Here is a 17,693-nt window from a genome sequence, read left to right as displayed (position 1 = left end):
CTTACGTGTTACGCGACCGTTCGCCGCTAGGCTTCGTAACCGAAGTCACTAACCTCGCTCGACTTGCATTTCTTAGGCACGTCGCTAGCGTTCGTCCTGAGCCAGGATCAAACTCTCCATAAGAAATTATTCGTCACAACGTCATAACGCCTGAGCGCCACAACGTCGATAACTTACTCTCATAAAGAGCCTATCTGTTGTTTATATCTAATCAACACTTGCTTTCGCAAGCTGAAACTCATAACCTTATTCACGCTTGCACTATTTAATTTTCAAAGAACTCAGTCAAAAGCCCGGGGAATGTTCCCCCCAGGCAATATATTATACCGCACTCAATTGACCCTGTCAACAAGTTTTTGTGAGTTCACAAAACTTATTTTCAGACAACTTAGGGGCCGGTAGGTCATATCCAACCGGCAAGTGAAATGATACCATCTTCAAACCGAGGATGTCAACGGTTATTTTGCATTTAGTTTCAAAAATCTTGCAGATTTATTTCGTAACAGGCTTACGGGTTACTCGTCCCACCATGCATAGCGCTGTTGAGCTTATCGATTTGTTCCATAGCGCGCTTTGCATCGGCATGGTTCGGATTAGCCAACAGCACAGGCTGCAGGAGCTTCTTGGCATACTCGATATTGCCCATAAGGATAGAAAGACGCGCCAATACATAGTTGCCTTCTATGCTGTCGCCATAAAGGTGAAACGAATAATTGCCCTTTGTCAGCAGGCGAGCGGTTATAAACGTCTGGAATTCCGAATCGAAGCTGTCGCCGGTCTCGCGCTCGATCCAGGCAAGGTTCAGGCGCGCATTGATATCCTGCGGGTCCATCTCCAGAGCCTTACGCAGCCGGTCGGCGGCATCAACCAGTTTTTTCTCGCCAACAAGTTCCTCGGCGCGTTTAGTCAGTTTGGGAGCATCGTTAGACTTGATCCCGTCACGAATGTCTGCCGGAACATAGCCAAGCAAAATGCTTTTGAAGTCCTTGCCTGTCACTTTTTTGATTGCCGAGCAGACGGTGTCGGTATCGGCATTGGGATTGAAGTTAACCTCTTTCATGATAGCGGGCAGTATTTGCGTGCCGTTCTTGTCGAGAAGGTCGGAGAGGATCCGGATGGAATATTGTGTCTGTGCGACTTCAAGTTCGGGATTGAAACTTGGCGATTTTAAGTTTTGAAATGCACGCTGAGGCCAGGAGAGCAAATCGATTTTATCTCTGAGTTGTTTTGACCCTGGGCTTATATCCAAGAGGTCGTTTGCAAGACCGGCGAGTCTGGAATCTGTTTTCACGACCACATGGCGGGCTACCCATCCGCTGACTCCTTCATTAAACCAGCGCGCGAACGGTTGGTACAGGTCCAGTTCCTCGGCCATCACGTACCCAACGGTATCGTGAACTGGAGCAATCAGCATGGCTTTGCTTGAACCCATGAAGTCCATGGCCATGTCGGTGAGCTTGTTTTCCGCCCTGATTGTGCCGTCGGCATTCACAAAGACAGGAAAATAGCTCAGTTTGATCTTCTCAGGATCGATGTTGTCCAGGGACAGGACCATATTGAATTCATCGGTCTTGTCGTCATAGCGTATCTGCATCACGCCTGCGTCGACACCCCCCATGGCAACTGCCTCGGACTTTTTTATAAGTCTAATGTTTGAAAAACATGCAACCAGTGCTTGGGATTTTGTCTTATACGCCTTAAGTCGACTTAAGGCTTCATCTTTTTTATCCTCGCATCCCAGCAGGCCGGCAATATCTCCCGCAATAACGCCCGGGTCGGCCAAAAGCTTGACCGTCTGCTCCTGAATATCGAGGGAGGGCTGGATGGATTCCTTGACTTTGGAGAGTATGCGCCGGGCTTGGACGTCCATACCTGTAGGGTATGAAACTGTGATACTACCCTCTTTGATCTGCTTGAGTTCTACTGCCTGGACGCTTAAAGCCAGTGTCAGCAGACCCAGTATTAAGGCGGCTAGTGTGATAGTGCGATGTCTCATTCCAGTCCTCCATGATGTCTGTATACCCGATTAGTATATAACGAATCGGGGCTACTTACCAGGGACGGTGAAAGGACTACCGTCTTTACCGAAAAAACGGTCAATCGGATAAATCTTGACTTCAGTTCAAACAACTACCACTTACCTGCCACTAAATCTCCAACCGTGCTTTGCCCACTCCACTGTGCTGCCATTCCTCGATTGTCTTTCATATCAGGCCCAAGGCTGTAGAGCAGAAAACCTTTGCCGTTCTTTATGAGTTTGTATTTCAGAGGCTTACCCTTGCCGAACGGATCAATCGGGACTTTTTTGAGATACTTTGGCGCAACATCAGACAGCTTTGCGGGATATGATCCGTTGTCAAACCGATACCTGCGCAGCGCAACCTCAGTCCGGAGAAAAATCGATATGGTTTCGGCTCGGGTGTATGCAGCCCGGATGTCAATTGTTATGTTGGAACCGTATATAGAATAGCCTTCTGTCATTGGATTTGAAGGCACCGGTACGTGAGATTCTCCCGTATATGGGCTCTTCTGCTCTCTTGCAACAGACTCATAATATTGCTTAGTTTCATAAATCATATTCTGTTTATTGCAGAATGCATTATCTAGATCAGTCCAAAGCTGATGAGGCTTTCTTAGAGAATCAAGACCAATCCAGTTTCTAGGGTCCATCACTTGCCTTCTGAAATCAGCTTTGCCATATAAATTTGCTGTTATCACGGCAGTGTTATATGCTTCCTCGGTCATTATATCGGCAAACGAAGTGCGCTTGCGATCGATTGCATCCAGCCTGGCTGCCACGCGTGTCATATCATAGGGTGCCAGTTTTGGAAGGATCTCTTCCAATCTCTTTGCGCCGATAGACTCAACAGCCGCGCCGACAAGCGCGTCTATCATCGGACCGCCTTTGGGGATAGTAACGCCCAAGTCGACCGCATCCAGAGCCGAACTCGCTGCCAAGCCATACTTGCCGATCTTTTCATAGTAGTGCGCTTCACTTGAAAGTCGGCGCGCAATCTCTCTGAACCTGGCGTATTGTTCAAAATGCAAATCATCGTATGACTTCGGCCTCGGAGACATGAAAGGTTTTGACAATCCTTGCCTAAATACAGCCAGAGCCGGAGCATTTGCCCGCATATACTGCTTGTATTCAGCCATTGTCCAGGAATTCAGCGGCCTAACAGAAGAAAGCGGCCCCATTTCGATCTGATTCGAGCTGGGAAGCATTTTTCCGGCATTCACAAAGTAACTCCACCCATTTGGATTTGGTAGCTTCTGAGGCGGTACTTTAACATGCGGCGGGCGGTTGTTTATAACTAAAATTGCAAAGAGGGCTCCTGTTATAAGAAGCGGTATGCCAACACAATATATAAGGCAGCCGATGGGGCAGCCTTTTGCGTGCGGTTCAGGTTGTTCGTCCATACTGCTATTCTTTGACGTGGCAGGGTATGATCCTTTTTACTCAGCCGAAAGTAAGGACTGTAATATGCTGATCAGTACAGGTAACTCCTCAGTTACTGTGCGCCAGACTATGGTCAAATTGATATCGAAGTATGCATGGATGAGTCGATTGCGCATTCCCACCATATCCGCCCAGTCAATTTGAGGATATTGGACCCGGCACTCAGCGGATACCTTGCTTGCTGCTTCGCCTACAACTTCAATTGATCGAACAAGCGATAGCACGAGTTGCCTATCCGTGTCTAAATCCGACCGGTTTTTGCCCTCGGCAAAGCCGACTGCTTCAAGAGATGCATCCAGCATATGTTGAAGACGAACCAAATCTTCTTTATGCTGCATACTGAACCTCTGATCCGGTTATGACTTCCTCTCGGAAATACCTGCTCAGATCTTCAGGTGTCCTAAGGTCAGCTTTTCGGCCCAGTAATTCCGAGAGTTCTCGTTCCATGGCCGACATCCTGATAAGTCCCGGTTCATGATCAGGTAGGAATTCTACAAGCACATCCACATCACTGTCGGGCCTGAAATTTTCGCGAAGCACAGAGCCGAAGAACGCAAGTTTGCTTATATTGTTTTTGCGACAAAAATCAACCAGTCGCTTTTTGTCAACATCTATGGGTAGACTCACTGCACTTCTCCAATTTAATGTCGTCTAGCTACATTCTATCCGCTAAGTGGTAGTTATGCAAACTGAATTAAATGTCTATTAGTCCGGCCACATCCTCCATATCCCCAATTGAGATGATCTTGAGTTTGCGGCCTTGGATCTCAATCAGACCATCTTCTTCATAACGAGCCAGCAAGCGTGAGAGTGTCTCGCCAGTCATCCTAAGGTGGGATGCCGGCACTTGCTTGTTCACATCCAGATTTTATGCCGGGCGAATGTGATAGTCAAGGGCTATAGACGCGCAGCAGATAACAGGATATCATGACATCAAGTTTTGAGCAGGATGCGCAAAACAGGGGGCTGTGTTGAACGCAAAAGAGAGGTTCTACAACAGGTATTTCGGCCCGACGGGTCTTATTACTGCGATAAGGATTGCGCTGAGCCACGAGCATACCGGCACGGCGCTGTCGCTTATATGCGCGACTGTGGAGAGTATGGCCTATCTGGGTCTGCCGGACGATTGCGAAGTCTTGTTCGAGCATGATTTCATAGCCTGGGTAAAGAACTATCTGCATCCCGAGAGGATGGGTATCAGCCCGAGAGAGCTTTGGACTGTCAGGTGCGCATTGCTCAGTGGTCACATCGCTCAACAGACCGATACCAAAGGCCTGAAGCCCAGAGAGATGCTTTTTGCCTGGGGAGGTTACTCAATTTTTGAGGGAATGCAACTCCGTCCGGGTTCAAGATGGTATCAGATAATGACTATCCGCGCGTCCGAGCTTTACAAGTCGATTATAATGGGCGCTGAGGATTTTGGCCGCGTTTTTGTGAGCAAAGAAATAAATGAACGCATCGTGGGGATTCGTATGAACAAGATATTCAGCAGCCGTATTGCATGCGAGACTGATGATTAATTATTTCGACGAAGGAGGTTTCGCTGCACTCGGCGTATAAACACTAAAATGAAGCGCGAACATAAGTTCGAATTGATCGAGCACACGGCGGATATCGGAGTGATCGGATACGGCGGCAGCAAGGCGGAAGCGTTTGAGAGCGCCGCATTCGGCATGTTCTCGATAGTGGCCGATTTGGACAAATACGTGCCGACCGATATCATCGAAGTCGTCTCAGCGGGTGATGATGATGTTGCGCTCTTGGAGCGATTTCTGTCGTCACTCATTGTGCTCTTTGACGGTGACGGACTGCTGCCTTTGGACTTCGAGATAATCGATATGTCGGCAGGCAGGCTGGTATGCATGGTCTCCTATCGCAAGATCGCCGATGACATCGAGTGGCTGGGTCCGAGCATAAAGGCCGTTACATATCACAAGATGCTGGTCGACCAGAGTGACAGCTCATGGCGCGCGCAGGCTATTTTTGACGTTTAGCCATTGGGAGGTATATATGGATAAAGAGCTTACCCACAGGCAGAGACAAATTTTGGATTATATCGTCAGGCATACCGAGGAGCAGGGTTATCCGCCCACGGTGCGTGAGATCGGAGAGGCGGTCGGCCTCAGTTCCAGCTCGACCGTCCATGCTCACCTGAAGGGTCTTGAGAATGCGGGCCTGATCCGGCGCGATGCGGTGCTCACCAGGGCAATTCGCGTTGTGACGGACGGCATAAAGTCGGCAAAGCGTAAAAACGTCGCGAACCTGCCACTTGTCGGTAATGTCGCGGCAGGCCGTCCGATACTTGCCTATGAGAATGTGGAGGATACTCTTCCTGTGCCGGGCGAGTTTCTGGGGGGCGGCGATGGCTTTATGCTCCGGGTCAAGGGCGAAAGCATGATCGAGGACGGCATTATGGACGGCGATTATGTAATCGTCCGAAAACAGGACGCCGCCGAAAATGGCGATACGGTTGTTGCGATGGTCGAGGACGAGGCCACCGTAAAACATATCTTCAAAGAGAATGGCCGGGTTCGGCTCCAACCGGCGAACTCATCCATGGAGCCGATGTATTTCGACAGCGTAGATGTTGTCGGCAAAGTTGTAGGGCTTATAAGAAGGATGGATTAGAAAGAAAATGATACGTCTCGGTGTACTCGGTTACGGAAGAAGAATCAACAATGTAATTAATTTTATGCAGCGGCTCGGTGAGGGACCCGAAGTTACGGCAATCACTGACGTCAGAAATGACGAGATCAAGGCAAAGATGCGGGAAGATGAGAAAGACCCCGACAAAGTGGCTTTCTACACTGATCCCGACGAGATGCTCGACAAAGAGAAGCTCGACGGCGTTCTGGTCGGTACTCGCTGCCATCTTCATGCAAAGATGGGAATCAAGGCGCTCAAGCGCAATCTTCCTCTCTATCTCGAAAAGCCGATTGCGACCACTATGGAGGACCTCATCGCGCTGCGTGATGCAGCGGAGAAGAGCACCAGCAAAGTGGTTGTGTCGTTCCCGCTAAGGGTGACTCCTCTGACGCGCATGGCAAAAGAGATCGTCGATTCGGGCAAATTGGGTACGATTGAGCATGTGCAGGCGTGGAACAACGTTTTCTACGGCGGGTGCTACTATCACGGCTGGTATCGTGATGAGAACGAGACCCACGGTCTCTGGCTCCAAAAAGCCACGCATGACTTTGACAATATCAATTATCTGCTTGGTGATATCAAACCCGTCATGATAGCCGCTATGACCAGCAAGCAGGTCTTCAAGGGCGACCGTCCGGCAGGTCTGAAATGCAACGACTGCAAGGAGTGGGACACCTGTCTTGAAAGCCCGTATCATATGCACTTTTCCACTCAAGTTGCAAAGCGTGTTGAGCCTAATGATAATATGTGCAGCTTTGCGCTAGATACCGGCAATGAAGATTCCGGTGGTGCAATGATCCGTTATGAGACGGGTATGCATGTCAGCTACTCTCAGAACTTCTTCACACGAAAGGGTGGCGGCAAACGCGGTGTGAGACTTTTTGGATATAAGGGCACTCTTGAGTATGACTGGACGACTGATGAAGTGAAAGTATATATGCATCATTCTCCCGTAGTTGAGACCTATAGGGTTGAAGGCGGGAACCTCTCGCATGGCGGCGGCGATACGGTGCTTGTGGACAACTTTAAGAGAGTGATCACCGAGGGCGCAGAGTCGATAGCGCCGATTGAAGCTGGTTTACTGAGTGTTTTGATGTGCCTGAAGGCAAAGGAATCGGACAAGACAAACACCTTCCAGGAGATCAAATATCCTGATAGATGATTAATTTGTTGAGCTGAGCGATGACAGTTTCGGGCTCTTAGCTCTCTACTTTCATCTCTCAGCTTTTTAAGGAGATATAAATTGCCAAAAGTACAGAGTTCAATAGAAATAAACGGCGCAATCGATGACGTCTATGCGTTCGCAAAGAATGTTGAAGCATTCCCGGAGTTCATGCCGGATGTCAAGAGCGTCAGGGTGGTCGAAAAGAGCGACGACGGAAACCGCACCATAACCGATTGGACCGGTATTGTAAAAGAATTCAAGACAACGATCAAATGGACCGAAGAAGATATATGGGACGACCAGGCTAAAACTTGCAAGTTCTCACTGGTAAAGGGCGACTACAGCAAATACTCGGGTATATGGACATTTACCGATCTCGGTTCGAGCACCCGTTTCGATTCGGAGATCGAGGTCGAATACGATGTGCCGCTGGTAGGCGCTCTTATCAAAGGTTTGATCGCCAAGAAGATGAAAGAAAACGTAGATAATATGCTTGCGGCTATAAAGCGGGAGGTTGAGCGTAAATAATGAAGTATGACGTGCTGATTGTCGGGGCCGGTCCGGCTGGGATATTCGCGGCTCTTCATCTGTCAAAGGTGAAGGATTTGAGCGTATGTATAGTTGATAAAGGTGCCGATATAGATCAGCGCGTTCGTAAGGCCGAGTTGCTGAGCGGATGGGGTGGGGCAGGCGCATTCTCCGACGGCAAGCTTACCCTCTCGCCGGATGTAGGCGGCCAGCTCAATAACCTAATGTCCGAGCGCGAGGTCCGCAGGCTGCTCAAGTATGTCGATCAGATGTGGGTCAACTACGGCGGCTCCGAAAAAGTATATGGGACTGATGAAGATCAGGTTTCAAACATCGAACACAGCGCTCAGCTTGCCGGAATGCAACTTATCCATTCAGAGGTCAGGCACCTTGGCACGGAGATGTGCCCGGCGATTCTTACCCGTATGCGCGATGCCCTGCGCGAGCGGGTCGATGTCAAAATGGAGACCGCTATCGATGAACTTGTCGTATCCGGCAGCAAGATTGCGGGCGTAAAGACCGCTTCAGGCGAGGTTATAAAAGCAGATTATGTCATAGTTGCACCCGGCAGGTCGGGGGCGGACTGGCTCGCAAATGAAGCCAATCGTCTCCACCTCAAGACAATGACCAACCCTGTGGACGTGGGCGTCAGGGTCGAGATTCCCGCGGCTGTGATGCAGGATATTACGGATATCGTCTATGAGCCTAAGCTGGTCTACTACTCCAAGTCATTCGATGACAAGGTCCGTTCGTTTTGTGTGTGTCCCAACGGCGAGGTCGTGATCGAGAAGCATAACGGTGTCACCAGCGTCAACGGTCACAGCTACGCCCGCAAGAAGACGACAAACACCAACTTTGCCCTGCTTGTCTCCAATTCATTCACCGAACCGTTCCATGAGCCGATCACATACGGCAAGTATATAGCCAGCCTGGCGAACCTGCTCTCGGGCGGAGTGATAGTGCAGCGGCTGGGTGATCTCGAATCAGGCCGCAGGAGCACGGCTTCGCGCCTCGAACGATGCCTTACCATGCCGACTCTTCCCGACGCCGTTCCCGGCGATCTGAGCTTTGTGCTGCCCTATAGGCATGTTTCCGGTATACTTGAGATGCTTCATGCTATGGACCGCCTGGCTCCGGGTGTTGCAAGTCCGCATACACTGCTTTACGGCGTGGAAGTGAAGTTTTACTCATCAAAGGTCGAGCTCTCGGATAAACTCGAAACAGCCATAACAAACCTCTTTGCCATTGGCGACGGAGCGGGAGTGACACGAGGTCTGGCGCAGTCATCAGCCTCGGGAGTCATTGCCGCACAGGAGGTCCGACACCGTCTGGGCAGCTAAGACATATTTCTGACCATAAACTACTTTCAACGGACCTGCGATATTCAGTCGCAGGTCTTTTTTTTAGCTTCAACTTCTCTAAAGAAAAAAGAATTTATTTCAAGCAGGCTTTTTATGGCAGTTGGCACGATAATTGCACAGTTGCCTACTGGTACAAAGATCATAAGTATCTATAATCTCCATCCCTAACGTTACCGGCCATGCGTGAAATTAGGATTGGGCTCATTAGAGGCAAATCATTGCGCGGGATGTATCAGGGACTTATGCTGGGAGGGACAAGAATTGAAAAGATTGGTTTCAGCACTATTTGTTTGTTTATTGTTGACGGTATTTCTTGCAGTATCCGCCAGTGCAGGCGTCGTCACGCAGTGGAAGAACATTACGAGTGGAGTGAGTACTGTCACATTTGACAAATACAGTGGAACACATGCTCTGACAAGCGTAGTTCTAACCCTGACAGGCAGTATCAACGGCATGGTGCGCGTAGAAAACAAGGCCGAGTGTACTCAAGACATCACCGTCTATTTGTCAAGGTCGCTTACCCTTAAACAGGGCTCTACCGAACTCGTTGCCGTCAAACCGACTTTTACCAAAACATATCACTGCGACTATTATGATGGCACCGTGGACTATCTCCCGACCGTGACGACTAATGGAAGCACCGGCTCTGGGTTTACAGAGGTTATGCCGGCAACGACCGACAGCAAATCGTTAACATACACCGCCGGGATAGATGATCTGACTCCATATATCAGCGACGGCATCAATACCACTTTCGACCTTTCTATTGTGCGCAGCACTATATCGAGTGTTATGGGCGACAATGATATGGACTATTGGAACTCCATTGCTTTTACTGGAGAGGCAGACTTAAAGTACTATTATGAAGAAACGCCGGAGCCGGGGTCAATTGTTGCACTTCTCGTTGGCCTAACCGGTATCTTGGGCACTGGGCTCAGGCGCAGGATCAAGTAAGTCTAGACCAAAAAAGTAAATATAAAAAGGCACCCGGTTATAAGAAAACCCGGGTGCTTTTTTTCTTTATGGAGCCTGATCCAACCACAGCATATAAAAGCCGTTGCTGGTAAAATGATCCACATTTACAGTGGCTGTTTTCCGGCCATCGGAAAGGCTTACCTCTACATCTGTTCCTGCCCAGCCTCCAGATCCGTTAGGCTCATACAGAACCAGGGATCTGCCGTCCGGCATGGCGGTCGAGAGATGAAACGTCAGAGTGACCGGTTGGCTGAATGTGGTTCCTGCCGGGAGACACTCTACTGACGCTACGTACAATGGATAATTTCCCGGTGTGTCGGGTGTATCTTCCAGTGTCTTACTCTCAACAGTGGGAGTCACCCCCGATGGGGCGGCACCGGTAGGCACGGTCAGATCAATTTTTGTGGACGGGACAATCAAGAGTATATAATCATTATATGTGCCATCAAACTCGGTAAGCTGCACAGAAGCTGTTTTTCCATCCGCCGACAGAGTAACCGGATTATCTTCCAGCAATACGACCTGGCCCGATGAGTTCAAGTGGCCAAGGACCAGCATTTCGTCGTCGTTTAGCGTGATGGCGTTATCCATCGTAAATACCAGTTTGACCGCCTGAGTGAATGTTGTTCCTGCAGGGGTACAAGTCGCAGCCGCTACAAAGTCATTTCCTACAAGTGAAGGCGAAAAGCTGTTAAGAGCTTTTGCAGTGGCGTGAGCCGTGACGCCTGTAGGCACATTCTCCAGACTTACCTTGTATGGTATCATTGTTGTAGAGCTTCCTCCACCTCCACCGCCACATCCAACCAGTACCGCTACTGCCAAAATGCATAACAAAACTAGATATTTTCGCATTTTCCCCTCCTAGTGTTTTGCCTGGAAAGAACTCAGGCGCTGTTCAATATACTGGTAAAACTCTTCGTTACTGCATTCTCCATGGTCGAGTTCCATCGGTGACCTCGGTTTGCCCGAAACGAACGCAAGGTGACTCTCCAGTGCACACTGGTCGTGCTTGCGGTCGATTTGAAGCATATGTCTCAGTGAGCTGTCAGGAAGTTCGCCCTGTTTTTCGTGCGGTATGGCACACAAGTACGCCAGATCGACCGCATCATCCTTCGTCAGAGCGAGCTTGTTGTAATTGCGCTCAATGTAATCGGCTATCTCCGAGTCCTGATCTGAGTATTCAGGCACGTATTTTTCAAGAGTGTCCACCGCATCCGCCAGGAAGCAGCCTATGGCCGCGGATAGTCCGAACATCTTTCCGGCCATAACGACTGCCGCATCATCTGAAGCGCCCGGGCCTACTTTGTAACGGATATACATATAGTCTATATGAGGATCGCCATTGACCGCGAATAGTCCCGCTCGCTCAAATTCATCAATTTCGTCTTCATGCGCCTGCTTTGCCAGATCGAAACCGTTGAGCCCCAGAAGCTTCATAACGACCTGATCAACCAGGAAGCACTTCCCATATCCGATCTGAACGCCATAGCGTTTATTGGCAAGGTTTCTTATTTCGGCTTCGTCCCTGAGTCCTCCGAGATACAGGCCCTGCAATACGCCATGCGGATCAATTTCAATGCCGCGAAGAGCGCCGCATCGCAGCAGCGGCTCACCTTCCGTGTTACATGCATGACGAATCTGCTCTCCGGCTATTGCCCGGTCTACGAACTCGCTGACCTCGTCTATGAGATCCTGCCTTTCTTCTTTGGCCATACCCGGGTCGAGTCTGAGTGCGCGTACTATGTCGTCCATAGATGTGTTGGGAAATGTCTTTCCATAGAAAAGTCCGTGACCCATATGAGCATGTCCCTGGATCGATTGCAAGAGTACAAGCTGCTCTACGTCATACGTGCAGCGCAGTATAGTCTTGGCGTCCAGAGCGGCAAAGTCGTCGCGCAGCAACTGCGGAGGAGCGACGCCCTCAAGCCTGGGCTCTTTCACCAATTTGCGATTATGTCTGTTCTTATGACTCAATTTTGCTCCGTTCCTTTCACAAACATGCCCAACTGATTATAGCATGCGTATCAACTCTGTGCCAGATGAAAAATTACAAAATGTGCTGCCAGGTAATCAAGGAACCTGACTACTGTAAGTATAAGTATAATTAAGTGTCGCAATTGCTGATGTGCGACGCTGAATTTCATCATATCTGGAGGATGTGTATTCCTATGGCAGCCAAAGTAAACAAAGAGAAATGTGCCGGCTGCGGCCCCTGTGTTGAGGCCTGCCCGGTTGAGGCGATTAAGATCGAGAATAACGTAGCTGTTATCGATGAGGATGCATGCATTGAATGCGGCGCATGCGTGGATGCGTGCCCGAATGAGGCTATCTCGCTCGACTAAACCTTTCCGCTGCGGAAACCCAACAGCATTGTGACGGTTTCCGCAGCACAACCATTACCTGCTCTTGTACCTTAATCCTCATAGAGTATTGCAATATCAGATTTTCCTGCACAGCCAGAGAAAGGATCGTGATAATGTCCGCATACGAGCAGCTTTCCACCGGCAAGAAGATCGAGGCGCTTTCACTGAAAGTCAATCAACTTCAGCAAGAAATTGTCGGCTTGCGTCAGGATGTTAGAAGCATTCTTTCACTGCTGCAAAAGCTCAACCTGCAATTCGAAGAGGACAGAAACAGTTAGTCCTCATTAGTATTTCTTACGCCACTGCCCCAAATCTCAGGCGTTTTTGATGAGATAGTTGTGCTCCTCTGATATCAGCGATAGTATAGGATTTTGAGATAAAGGCGTAGTTTAATAGGCTCATCAGCCCAGATTCAGGCTGCCCAGCGTCTTGCTCAGGGAGAATAAAGAACCTCTTCCAAGTCTCATTAACCCCTGCTATAATCATTGTAGGAGGGAGTTGAATGATGATTGTTCAGTCGCTCGATGGCGCATGGGAACTGAGGCAGGCAGGGGGAGATGAGGTCTTTAAGGCGCGGGTGCCGGGGTGTGTTCACACCGATCTGATGCGCGCGAAAAAGATCGAAGACCCATTCTGTGCGGACAATGAGTATAAAGTCGCGTGGGTCCATGAGAGCGATTGGGAATATTCACGCTCTTTTGATGCTAACGACAACCTCCTCGAATCTAAGAAGATTTTCCTTGAATGCGATGGGCTGGACACGTTCGCACGAATCATGCTCAATGGCAAGTTAATCGCCGAGACTGATAACATGTACATTGCGCGCAGGTTCGATATTACAGGCAAGCTTCGTGCTGGCACCAACGATATAAGAATTACATTTTATTCCCCGGTAAATCGAGTCAAGCCTTTTATGGCGAAGGACCCTCTGTTATGCCCGGCTGATTCGATATCAGGCTCATGCTATGCTCGAAAATCACCCTCGCAGTGGGGCTGGGACTGGGGTCCGAAACTGCCTACAAGCGGCATTTGGCGTTCCATACGTCTGGCTGGTTGCAATACGGCGCGAATCAGCGAACTCAGGGTCAGGCAGAAGCACAAGCACGGTGGGCCGGTTGTCCTTAATCTCGAAGCAGGTCTTGAGAAATATCGAAAAACCTCGTGCACTATCATCTTCCGGCTTACTCATCCCGATGGCAAAGTCGAAGAACATGTAGTAAAGTCAACTGGCGATAAGGCCAAGTGCGCGATAAATATCCTCAAGCCAGTGCTCTGGTGGCCAAACGGTTACGGTGATCAGCCGCTTTATTCGGTCGATGCAGTGTTAGTTTGTGACGGGAAAGAGCTGCAGACCGCCAGCCGCCGGATCGGACTTCGCACAATCGAGCTTGAGCAAAAGAAAGACAGCCAAGGGCGTAGCTTCACGTTCATTGTCAACGGAGTTAAAGTCTTTGCCAAGGGCGCAAATTGGATTCCGGCTGATCAGTTCCCTTCACGAATCTCAGATCAGCGATACCGATGGTTGATATCCAGCGCTGCTGCTGCGCATATGAATATGCTGCGTGTCTGGGGTGGGGGTATCTACGAGGATGAGACATTTTACGACCTTTGCGACGAGCATGGCATCCTAATCTGGCACGATTTTATGTTTTCCTGCTCTATGTATCCAGTAGACCAGGCATATCTGGACAACGTCCGTTCAGAGATTGAGCATAACGTCTGCAGGCTGCGAGACAGGACTTGCGTCGCGCTCTGGTGCGGCAATAATGAGATCGAATGGTTCCTGTCGAACGGCTGGGACGGTGAGCGCAACCAGTTGCGCAGGGAGCAGTATAAGAAGATTTTCCATGAGCTGCTGCCCTCGATTATGAGTAAGCTCGACCCTGATCGGGATTACTGGCCGAGTTCACCATATTCGGGCAAGCCGTTTGAGGAGCCGAATGACCAGAACAACGGTGACGGCCACTACTGGGATGTCTGGCACGGTCGTCTGCCGTTCACTTCTTATCGCAGCCAGTATTACAGGTTCATGAGCGAGTTCGGTTTCGAATCTCTGCCCGCTTATGAGACGTGCAAGTCGTTTGCCCGCTGCGAAGATCTGAACATAACCAGCCGGATAATGGAGTGCCATCAGAAGAATCCGGCAGGTAACGGGTTGATATTGCACTATCTGGCGCAGACATTTAGGATGCCAAAGAACTTCGAGATGATGTGCTATGTAAGCCAGCTCCTGCAGGCTGAGGCGATGCGTTACGGCGTTGAGCACTGGAGGCGCAATCACGGCAGGTGTATGGGCACGCTCTACTGGCAGCTTAATGACTGCTGGCCGGTGTGCAGTTGGTCGAGCATCGATTATTTCGGCAGATGGAAGGCCCTGCAATACTTCGCGAAGAGGTTTTACGCGCCGATCCTGCTTTCTGTTAGCGAAGATGGCGCGAAAGCCGAGTTGCATATAACAAACGACACTACAAAACCGGCCAGGATCGAAGTTCGGTGGTCACTGGAAAACTTTGACGGCACAGTACTTCGCAAGAGCAAGATCAAGACCCGCATCGAGCCGACATGCAGCAAGCGGCTGACGCGGCTGGATTTTACCGAGGAGCTTGAAGGGGCAAACATTCGGCAGTGCGCGCTTATCTGCGAACTGCTGGTCAACGGCAAACCCGCCGGTATTGGCATGACAGCGTTTATGCCGTCCAAGCACCTCGATCTGCCTGCGGCGAAGATAGATGTAGAGGCTGGCTCCGACGAAGAGGGTCCATATCTGGAAGTGTGCTCCGATAAAGCCGCGCGGTTTGTGTGTTTGTCCGTGCCCAGGCAGGATGTAACATTCTCGGATAACTTCTTCGATCTGCCTGCCGGACGAAGCGTAAAAGTGCGTGTGGAGTCGGATGTTGATGAAGATGTGTTGGCAAAGGTGAAAGCGTATTCTCTCAGAGATTCCTACTGATCCGTGAACTTGACCTTATCACCCTCACCCAGGCCCTCTCCCGCCAAGAGGGAGAGGGAGAACTAGGCATTTACCTTGACTTACTTTAATCACTTAGCCACAACCTACAACCCACAACTCATAACACTAAGAACGTATTTTCAACAGTGCTTGGCTCGGCTGCCCTCAGCTCTGCTGCCTTCTCTTCGGCAAGTGTATCGTTGATGTACGATCCTGCCCCCGTTTCACATCCCGCAATGTATTTGAGCTTGGTCTTGGTCCTGTTCGGCGGGTGGAACTCGATATGGAAATGATAGTGGTCGTAATCACGTCCGTCGGTCGGAGCCTGGTGCATTATCATCATATACGGCAGCGATATTCCCCAGAGGTTGTCATATTTAAGCAGCACTATTTTGAGTATATTCGCCAGGTCATCGCGCTCCTTCTCATCGAACGTGAGCATGCTCTGGTGATGCTTTTTCGAGAATATGTAGACCTCGTATGGGTAGCGTGCAAAGAACGGGATCACAGCCGCAAATGAATCGTTTTCAGCTATTATGCGCCGACCGTCTTTATACTCCTCGGCCAGAATGTCGCAGAAGAGGCAGTTGCCTGTACGAGTCTTGTGGCTTAAGGCCGAATCCAGTTCTTTCTGAGCCTTCGGCGGGATAAACGGCAGCGCGTAGATCTGGCCATGCGGGTGATATAGCGTGACGCCGATATCTTTGCCCTTGTTCTCAAAGATGAGCACGTAGTTAACAAAATCTCTGCCGCCGAGGTCCTGATAGCGGTCTGTCCAGACTTCTACCAGTTTGCGAATGTGCTCAACATCTGCATCGGCAAGTGTGCTGTCGTGCTTGGATGTGTAACATACTACCTCGCAGATGCCGTCCGCCGGGCGCACTTTATATAGGCCGGTCTCTTCCACTGCCGGCTCCGGCGCCGGATGCCGCAGAGACGGAAACTTGTTCTCGAATGTGACGATCTCATAGTCTTCCGAGGGTATCTCGGTCGGAAATGCGCCGGGCTTGGTGGGGCACAGCGGGCAGTAATCGTCAGGCGGCAGGAATGTCCTGTCCTGTCGATGAGTCGCCGTGATTACCCACTCCTGCAGGATCGGGTGCCATCGAAGCTCGCTCATTACTTGTCACCTCCGCAGCAGCACTTCTTTTCGCATTCATTGCGCTTTGAGTCCTTATTGTTATCATTCTTAGGGAAGCTGAAATATATGAGCGTCCTGCCGTCCGGGAGCGTTATCTGTTTTTTTATCATTTCCATTACTTACTACCTCTAATTATCTCTTCTATCGATGCAAGCTGCTCAGCCGTATTAACACCTGCAAGCTCAACAGGATCGCATTGCACAGCCGAAACGGTCCGACCCTGCTCTATGGCTACGCGGACCATATCAGTTAAATTATACTCGCCGGCTTCATTTATTTCCATGTCTTTGATGTCGGCGAACAGCCATTTCGAGTCGAACGCGTAAGCCCCGCCGTTTACTTCTTTGATTGTGCGTTCATCCGGTGCGGCGCATTTCTCTTCCACTATCCCGCGAATTTGTCCGGAATCGTCTCGCACAATACGGCCGTAGCCTGTCGGATCAGTAAGTTCGGCTGCGGCCAGTGTGATTACGTCGTTTGTATTGATATGCTCACTCATCAGGCGTGAGATAGTGCTGGACTTAAACATTGGGCTGTCGCCGCACATGATAACCAGATGGCCATCAAAATTGGAGAATGCTTCTTTTGCGCATATTACGGCATGACCGGAGCCTTTCTGCTCGGTCTGCATAACATAATCGAAAGATGGCCCCATCTCGCGCATCACCTGGCCCGCCTGATAACCGACAATCAGCGTTATATCATCGATCCTGGCCATATTGAGAGTATCGACGACATATTTCACCATCGGCTTGCCTAGCAGTGGCCTGAGCACCTTTGCAAAAGGTTTGCCCGTCTCACTTTGAAACCTCGATCCTCTGCCCGCCGCCAGTATGAGTCCACGGAAGTTTATTGTTTGCATAACTAATCAGAGTGTACAGCGCATGAGCTGTTGCAGTCAATAACTCGGTACTTGAAAATTTGCTGAAGGATAAGCAGTGAAAAGTGGGAAAGATACCTAAAGATCAGCAAAGCAACAGGGCGAACGCACGAATGAACGTTTTGTGGCGATGTTCAAACACATCACTCGTATGATGGGTAAGGATCTCCGAATCCTTACCCAAGAACCAGTGCCGGATCTCCGAATCCGGCTATTCCAGCAAA

20 protein-coding genes and 1 rRNA gene are annotated in these 17,693 nt (G+C 49.9%); 10 read left to right on the top strand and 11 right to left on the bottom strand.

Going from position 1 to position 17,693, the window contains the following annotated elements; genetic code table 11:
- The 6 genes from ABFD83_10545 to ABFD83_10520 all read right to left on the bottom strand — a co-directional run.
- Positions 1-123 (bottom strand): 16S ribosomal RNA (locus ABFD83_10545); the annotation flags it as partial.
- Positions 124-508: 385 nt separating this feature from the next.
- The gene (locus tag ABFD83_10540) at positions 509-1,996 is read right to left on the bottom strand and encodes a tetratricopeptide repeat protein (protein ID MEN6357509.1); all 1,488 of its coding nucleotides are present in this window, start codon (positions 1,994-1,996) and stop codon (positions 509-511) included.
- A gap of 134 nt (positions 1,997-2,130) precedes the next feature.
- Positions 2,131-3,240 carry a hypothetical protein gene (locus ABFD83_10535; GenBank protein MEN6357508.1) on the bottom strand — a complete coding sequence of 370 codons (1,110 nt, stop codon included), beginning with the start codon at positions 3,238-3,240 and terminating at the stop codon, positions 2,131-2,133.
- A gap of 216 nt (positions 3,241-3,456) precedes the next feature.
- The gene (locus tag ABFD83_10530; protein ID MEN6357507.1) at positions 3,457-3,798 is read right to left on the bottom strand and encodes a HepT-like ribonuclease domain-containing protein; all 342 of its coding nucleotides are present in this window, start codon (positions 3,796-3,798) and stop codon (positions 3,457-3,459) included.
- Positions 3,788-4,087: a nucleotidyltransferase domain-containing protein gene (locus ABFD83_10525; GenBank protein MEN6357506.1), complete on the bottom strand. Its 300-nt coding sequence runs from the start codon at positions 4,085-4,087 to the stop codon at positions 3,788-3,790. The genes ABFD83_10530 and ABFD83_10525 overlap by 11 nt, the downstream gene beginning before the upstream one ends.
- A 67-nt stretch (positions 4,088-4,154) precedes the next feature.
- Complete coding sequence (locus ABFD83_10520; GenBank protein MEN6357505.1) at positions 4,155-4,319, bottom strand: helix-turn-helix domain-containing protein; 165 nt, start codon at positions 4,317-4,319, stop codon at positions 4,155-4,157.
- A 112-nt stretch (positions 4,320-4,431) separates the two neighbouring features.
- Between ABFD83_10520 and ABFD83_10515 the strand changes: the two genes are divergently transcribed.
- The 7 genes from ABFD83_10515 to ABFD83_10485 all read left to right on the top strand — a co-directional run bounded on the left by ABFD83_10515 (position 4,432) and on the right by ABFD83_10485 (position 10,114).
- The gene (locus tag ABFD83_10515) at positions 4,432-4,980 is read left to right on the top strand and encodes a hypothetical protein (protein MEN6357504.1); all 549 of its coding nucleotides are present in this window, start codon (positions 4,432-4,434) and stop codon (positions 4,978-4,980) included.
- Positions 4,981-5,028: 48 nt separating this feature from the next.
- The gene (locus ABFD83_10510; GenBank protein ID MEN6357503.1) at positions 5,029-5,454 is read left to right on the top strand and encodes an archease; all 426 of its coding nucleotides are present in this window, start codon (positions 5,029-5,031) and stop codon (positions 5,452-5,454) included.
- A 16-nt stretch (positions 5,455-5,470) separates the two neighbouring features.
- Positions 5,471-6,088, top strand: coding sequence for a transcriptional repressor LexA (lexA, locus tag ABFD83_10505; GenBank protein MEN6357502.1), 618 nt, complete (start codon positions 5,471-5,473; stop codon positions 6,086-6,088).
- 7 nt (positions 6,089-6,095) lie between these two features.
- Positions 6,096-7,268: a Gfo/Idh/MocA family oxidoreductase gene (locus ABFD83_10500; protein ID MEN6357501.1), complete on the top strand. Its 1,173-nt coding sequence runs from the start codon at positions 6,096-6,098 to the stop codon at positions 7,266-7,268.
- 81 nt (positions 7,269-7,349) lie between these two features.
- On the top strand, positions 7,350-7,799 hold the full coding sequence (locus tag ABFD83_10495) for an SRPBCC family protein (protein MEN6357500.1): 450 nt from the start codon (positions 7,350-7,352) through the stop codon (positions 7,797-7,799).
- On the top strand, positions 7,799-9,139 hold the full coding sequence (locus tag ABFD83_10490) for an FAD-dependent protein (GenBank protein MEN6357499.1): 1,341 nt from the start codon (positions 7,799-7,801) through the stop codon (positions 9,137-9,139). Before ABFD83_10495 ends, ABFD83_10490 begins: the two co-directional genes overlap by 1 nt.
- A 282-nt stretch (positions 9,140-9,421) precedes the next feature.
- The gene (locus ABFD83_10485) at positions 9,422-10,114 is read left to right on the top strand and encodes a choice-of-anchor E domain-containing protein (GenBank protein MEN6357498.1); all 693 of its coding nucleotides are present in this window, start codon (positions 9,422-9,424) and stop codon (positions 10,112-10,114) included.
- A gap of 66 nt (positions 10,115-10,180) precedes the next feature.
- Here ABFD83_10485 and ABFD83_10480 read toward each other — a convergent pair whose 3' ends face one another.
- Both ABFD83_10480 and ABFD83_10475 read right to left on the bottom strand, forming a co-directional pair.
- Positions 10,181-10,900 carry a hypothetical protein gene (locus ABFD83_10480; GenBank protein ID MEN6357497.1) on the bottom strand — a complete coding sequence of 240 codons (720 nt, stop codon included), beginning with the start codon at positions 10,898-10,900 and terminating at the stop codon, positions 10,181-10,183.
- Positions 10,901-10,996: 96 nt separating this feature from the next.
- A complete protein-coding gene (locus ABFD83_10475) occupies positions 10,997-12,109 on the bottom strand; it encodes a hypothetical protein (GenBank protein ID MEN6357496.1) in 1,113 nt (370 codons plus the stop codon).
- Between the two features lie 194 nt (positions 12,110-12,303).
- On the opposite strand from ABFD83_10475, the gene ABFD83_10470 reads away from it, so the two are divergent.
- The 3 genes from ABFD83_10470 (at position 12,304) to ABFD83_10460 (ending at position 15,448) form a co-directional block, all read left to right on the top strand.
- Positions 12,304-12,477 (top strand): 4Fe-4S binding protein, encoded by a 174-nt coding sequence (locus tag ABFD83_10470; protein MEN6357495.1) that lies wholly within the window; start codon positions 12,304-12,306, stop codon positions 12,475-12,477.
- A 134-nt stretch (positions 12,478-12,611) separates the two neighbouring features.
- A complete protein-coding gene (locus ABFD83_10465; protein MEN6357494.1) occupies positions 12,612-12,776 on the top strand; it encodes a hypothetical protein in 165 nt (54 codons plus the stop codon).
- A gap of 224 nt (positions 12,777-13,000) precedes the next feature.
- Entirely contained in the window at positions 13,001-15,448 is a 2,448-nt protein-coding gene (locus ABFD83_10460; GenBank protein MEN6357493.1) for a glycoside hydrolase family 2 protein, read from the top strand.
- 118 nt (positions 15,449-15,566) lie between these two features.
- On the opposite strand, the gene galT is transcribed toward ABFD83_10460, so the two are convergent.
- Genes galT through ABFD83_10445 form a run of 3 tightly spaced genes read right to left on the bottom strand, consistent with a single transcriptional unit; the run spans position 15,567 to position 17,451 of the window.
- Positions 15,567-16,568 carry a galactose-1-phosphate uridylyltransferase gene (gene galT, locus ABFD83_10455; protein MEN6357492.1) on the bottom strand — a complete coding sequence of 334 codons (1,002 nt, stop codon included), beginning with the start codon at positions 16,566-16,568 and terminating at the stop codon, positions 15,567-15,569.
- Complete coding sequence (locus ABFD83_10450) at positions 16,568-16,705, bottom strand: hypothetical protein (protein ID MEN6357491.1); 138 nt, start codon at positions 16,703-16,705, stop codon at positions 16,568-16,570. The genes galT and ABFD83_10450 overlap by 1 nt, the downstream gene beginning before the upstream one ends.
- Positions 16,705-17,451 (bottom strand): sugar phosphate nucleotidyltransferase, encoded by a 747-nt coding sequence (locus ABFD83_10445; GenBank protein ID MEN6357490.1) that lies wholly within the window; start codon positions 17,449-17,451, stop codon positions 16,705-16,707. The genes ABFD83_10450 and ABFD83_10445 overlap by 1 nt, the downstream gene beginning before the upstream one ends.
- Positions 17,452-17,693: the final 242 nt, after the last annotated feature.

Source organism: Armatimonadota bacterium, from assembly GCA_039679645.1.
Taxonomy (GTDB): domain Bacteria; phylum Armatimonadota; class UBA5829; order UBA5829; family UBA5829; genus UBA5829.
This window is presented reverse-complemented; position numbering and strand designations above follow the sequence as displayed.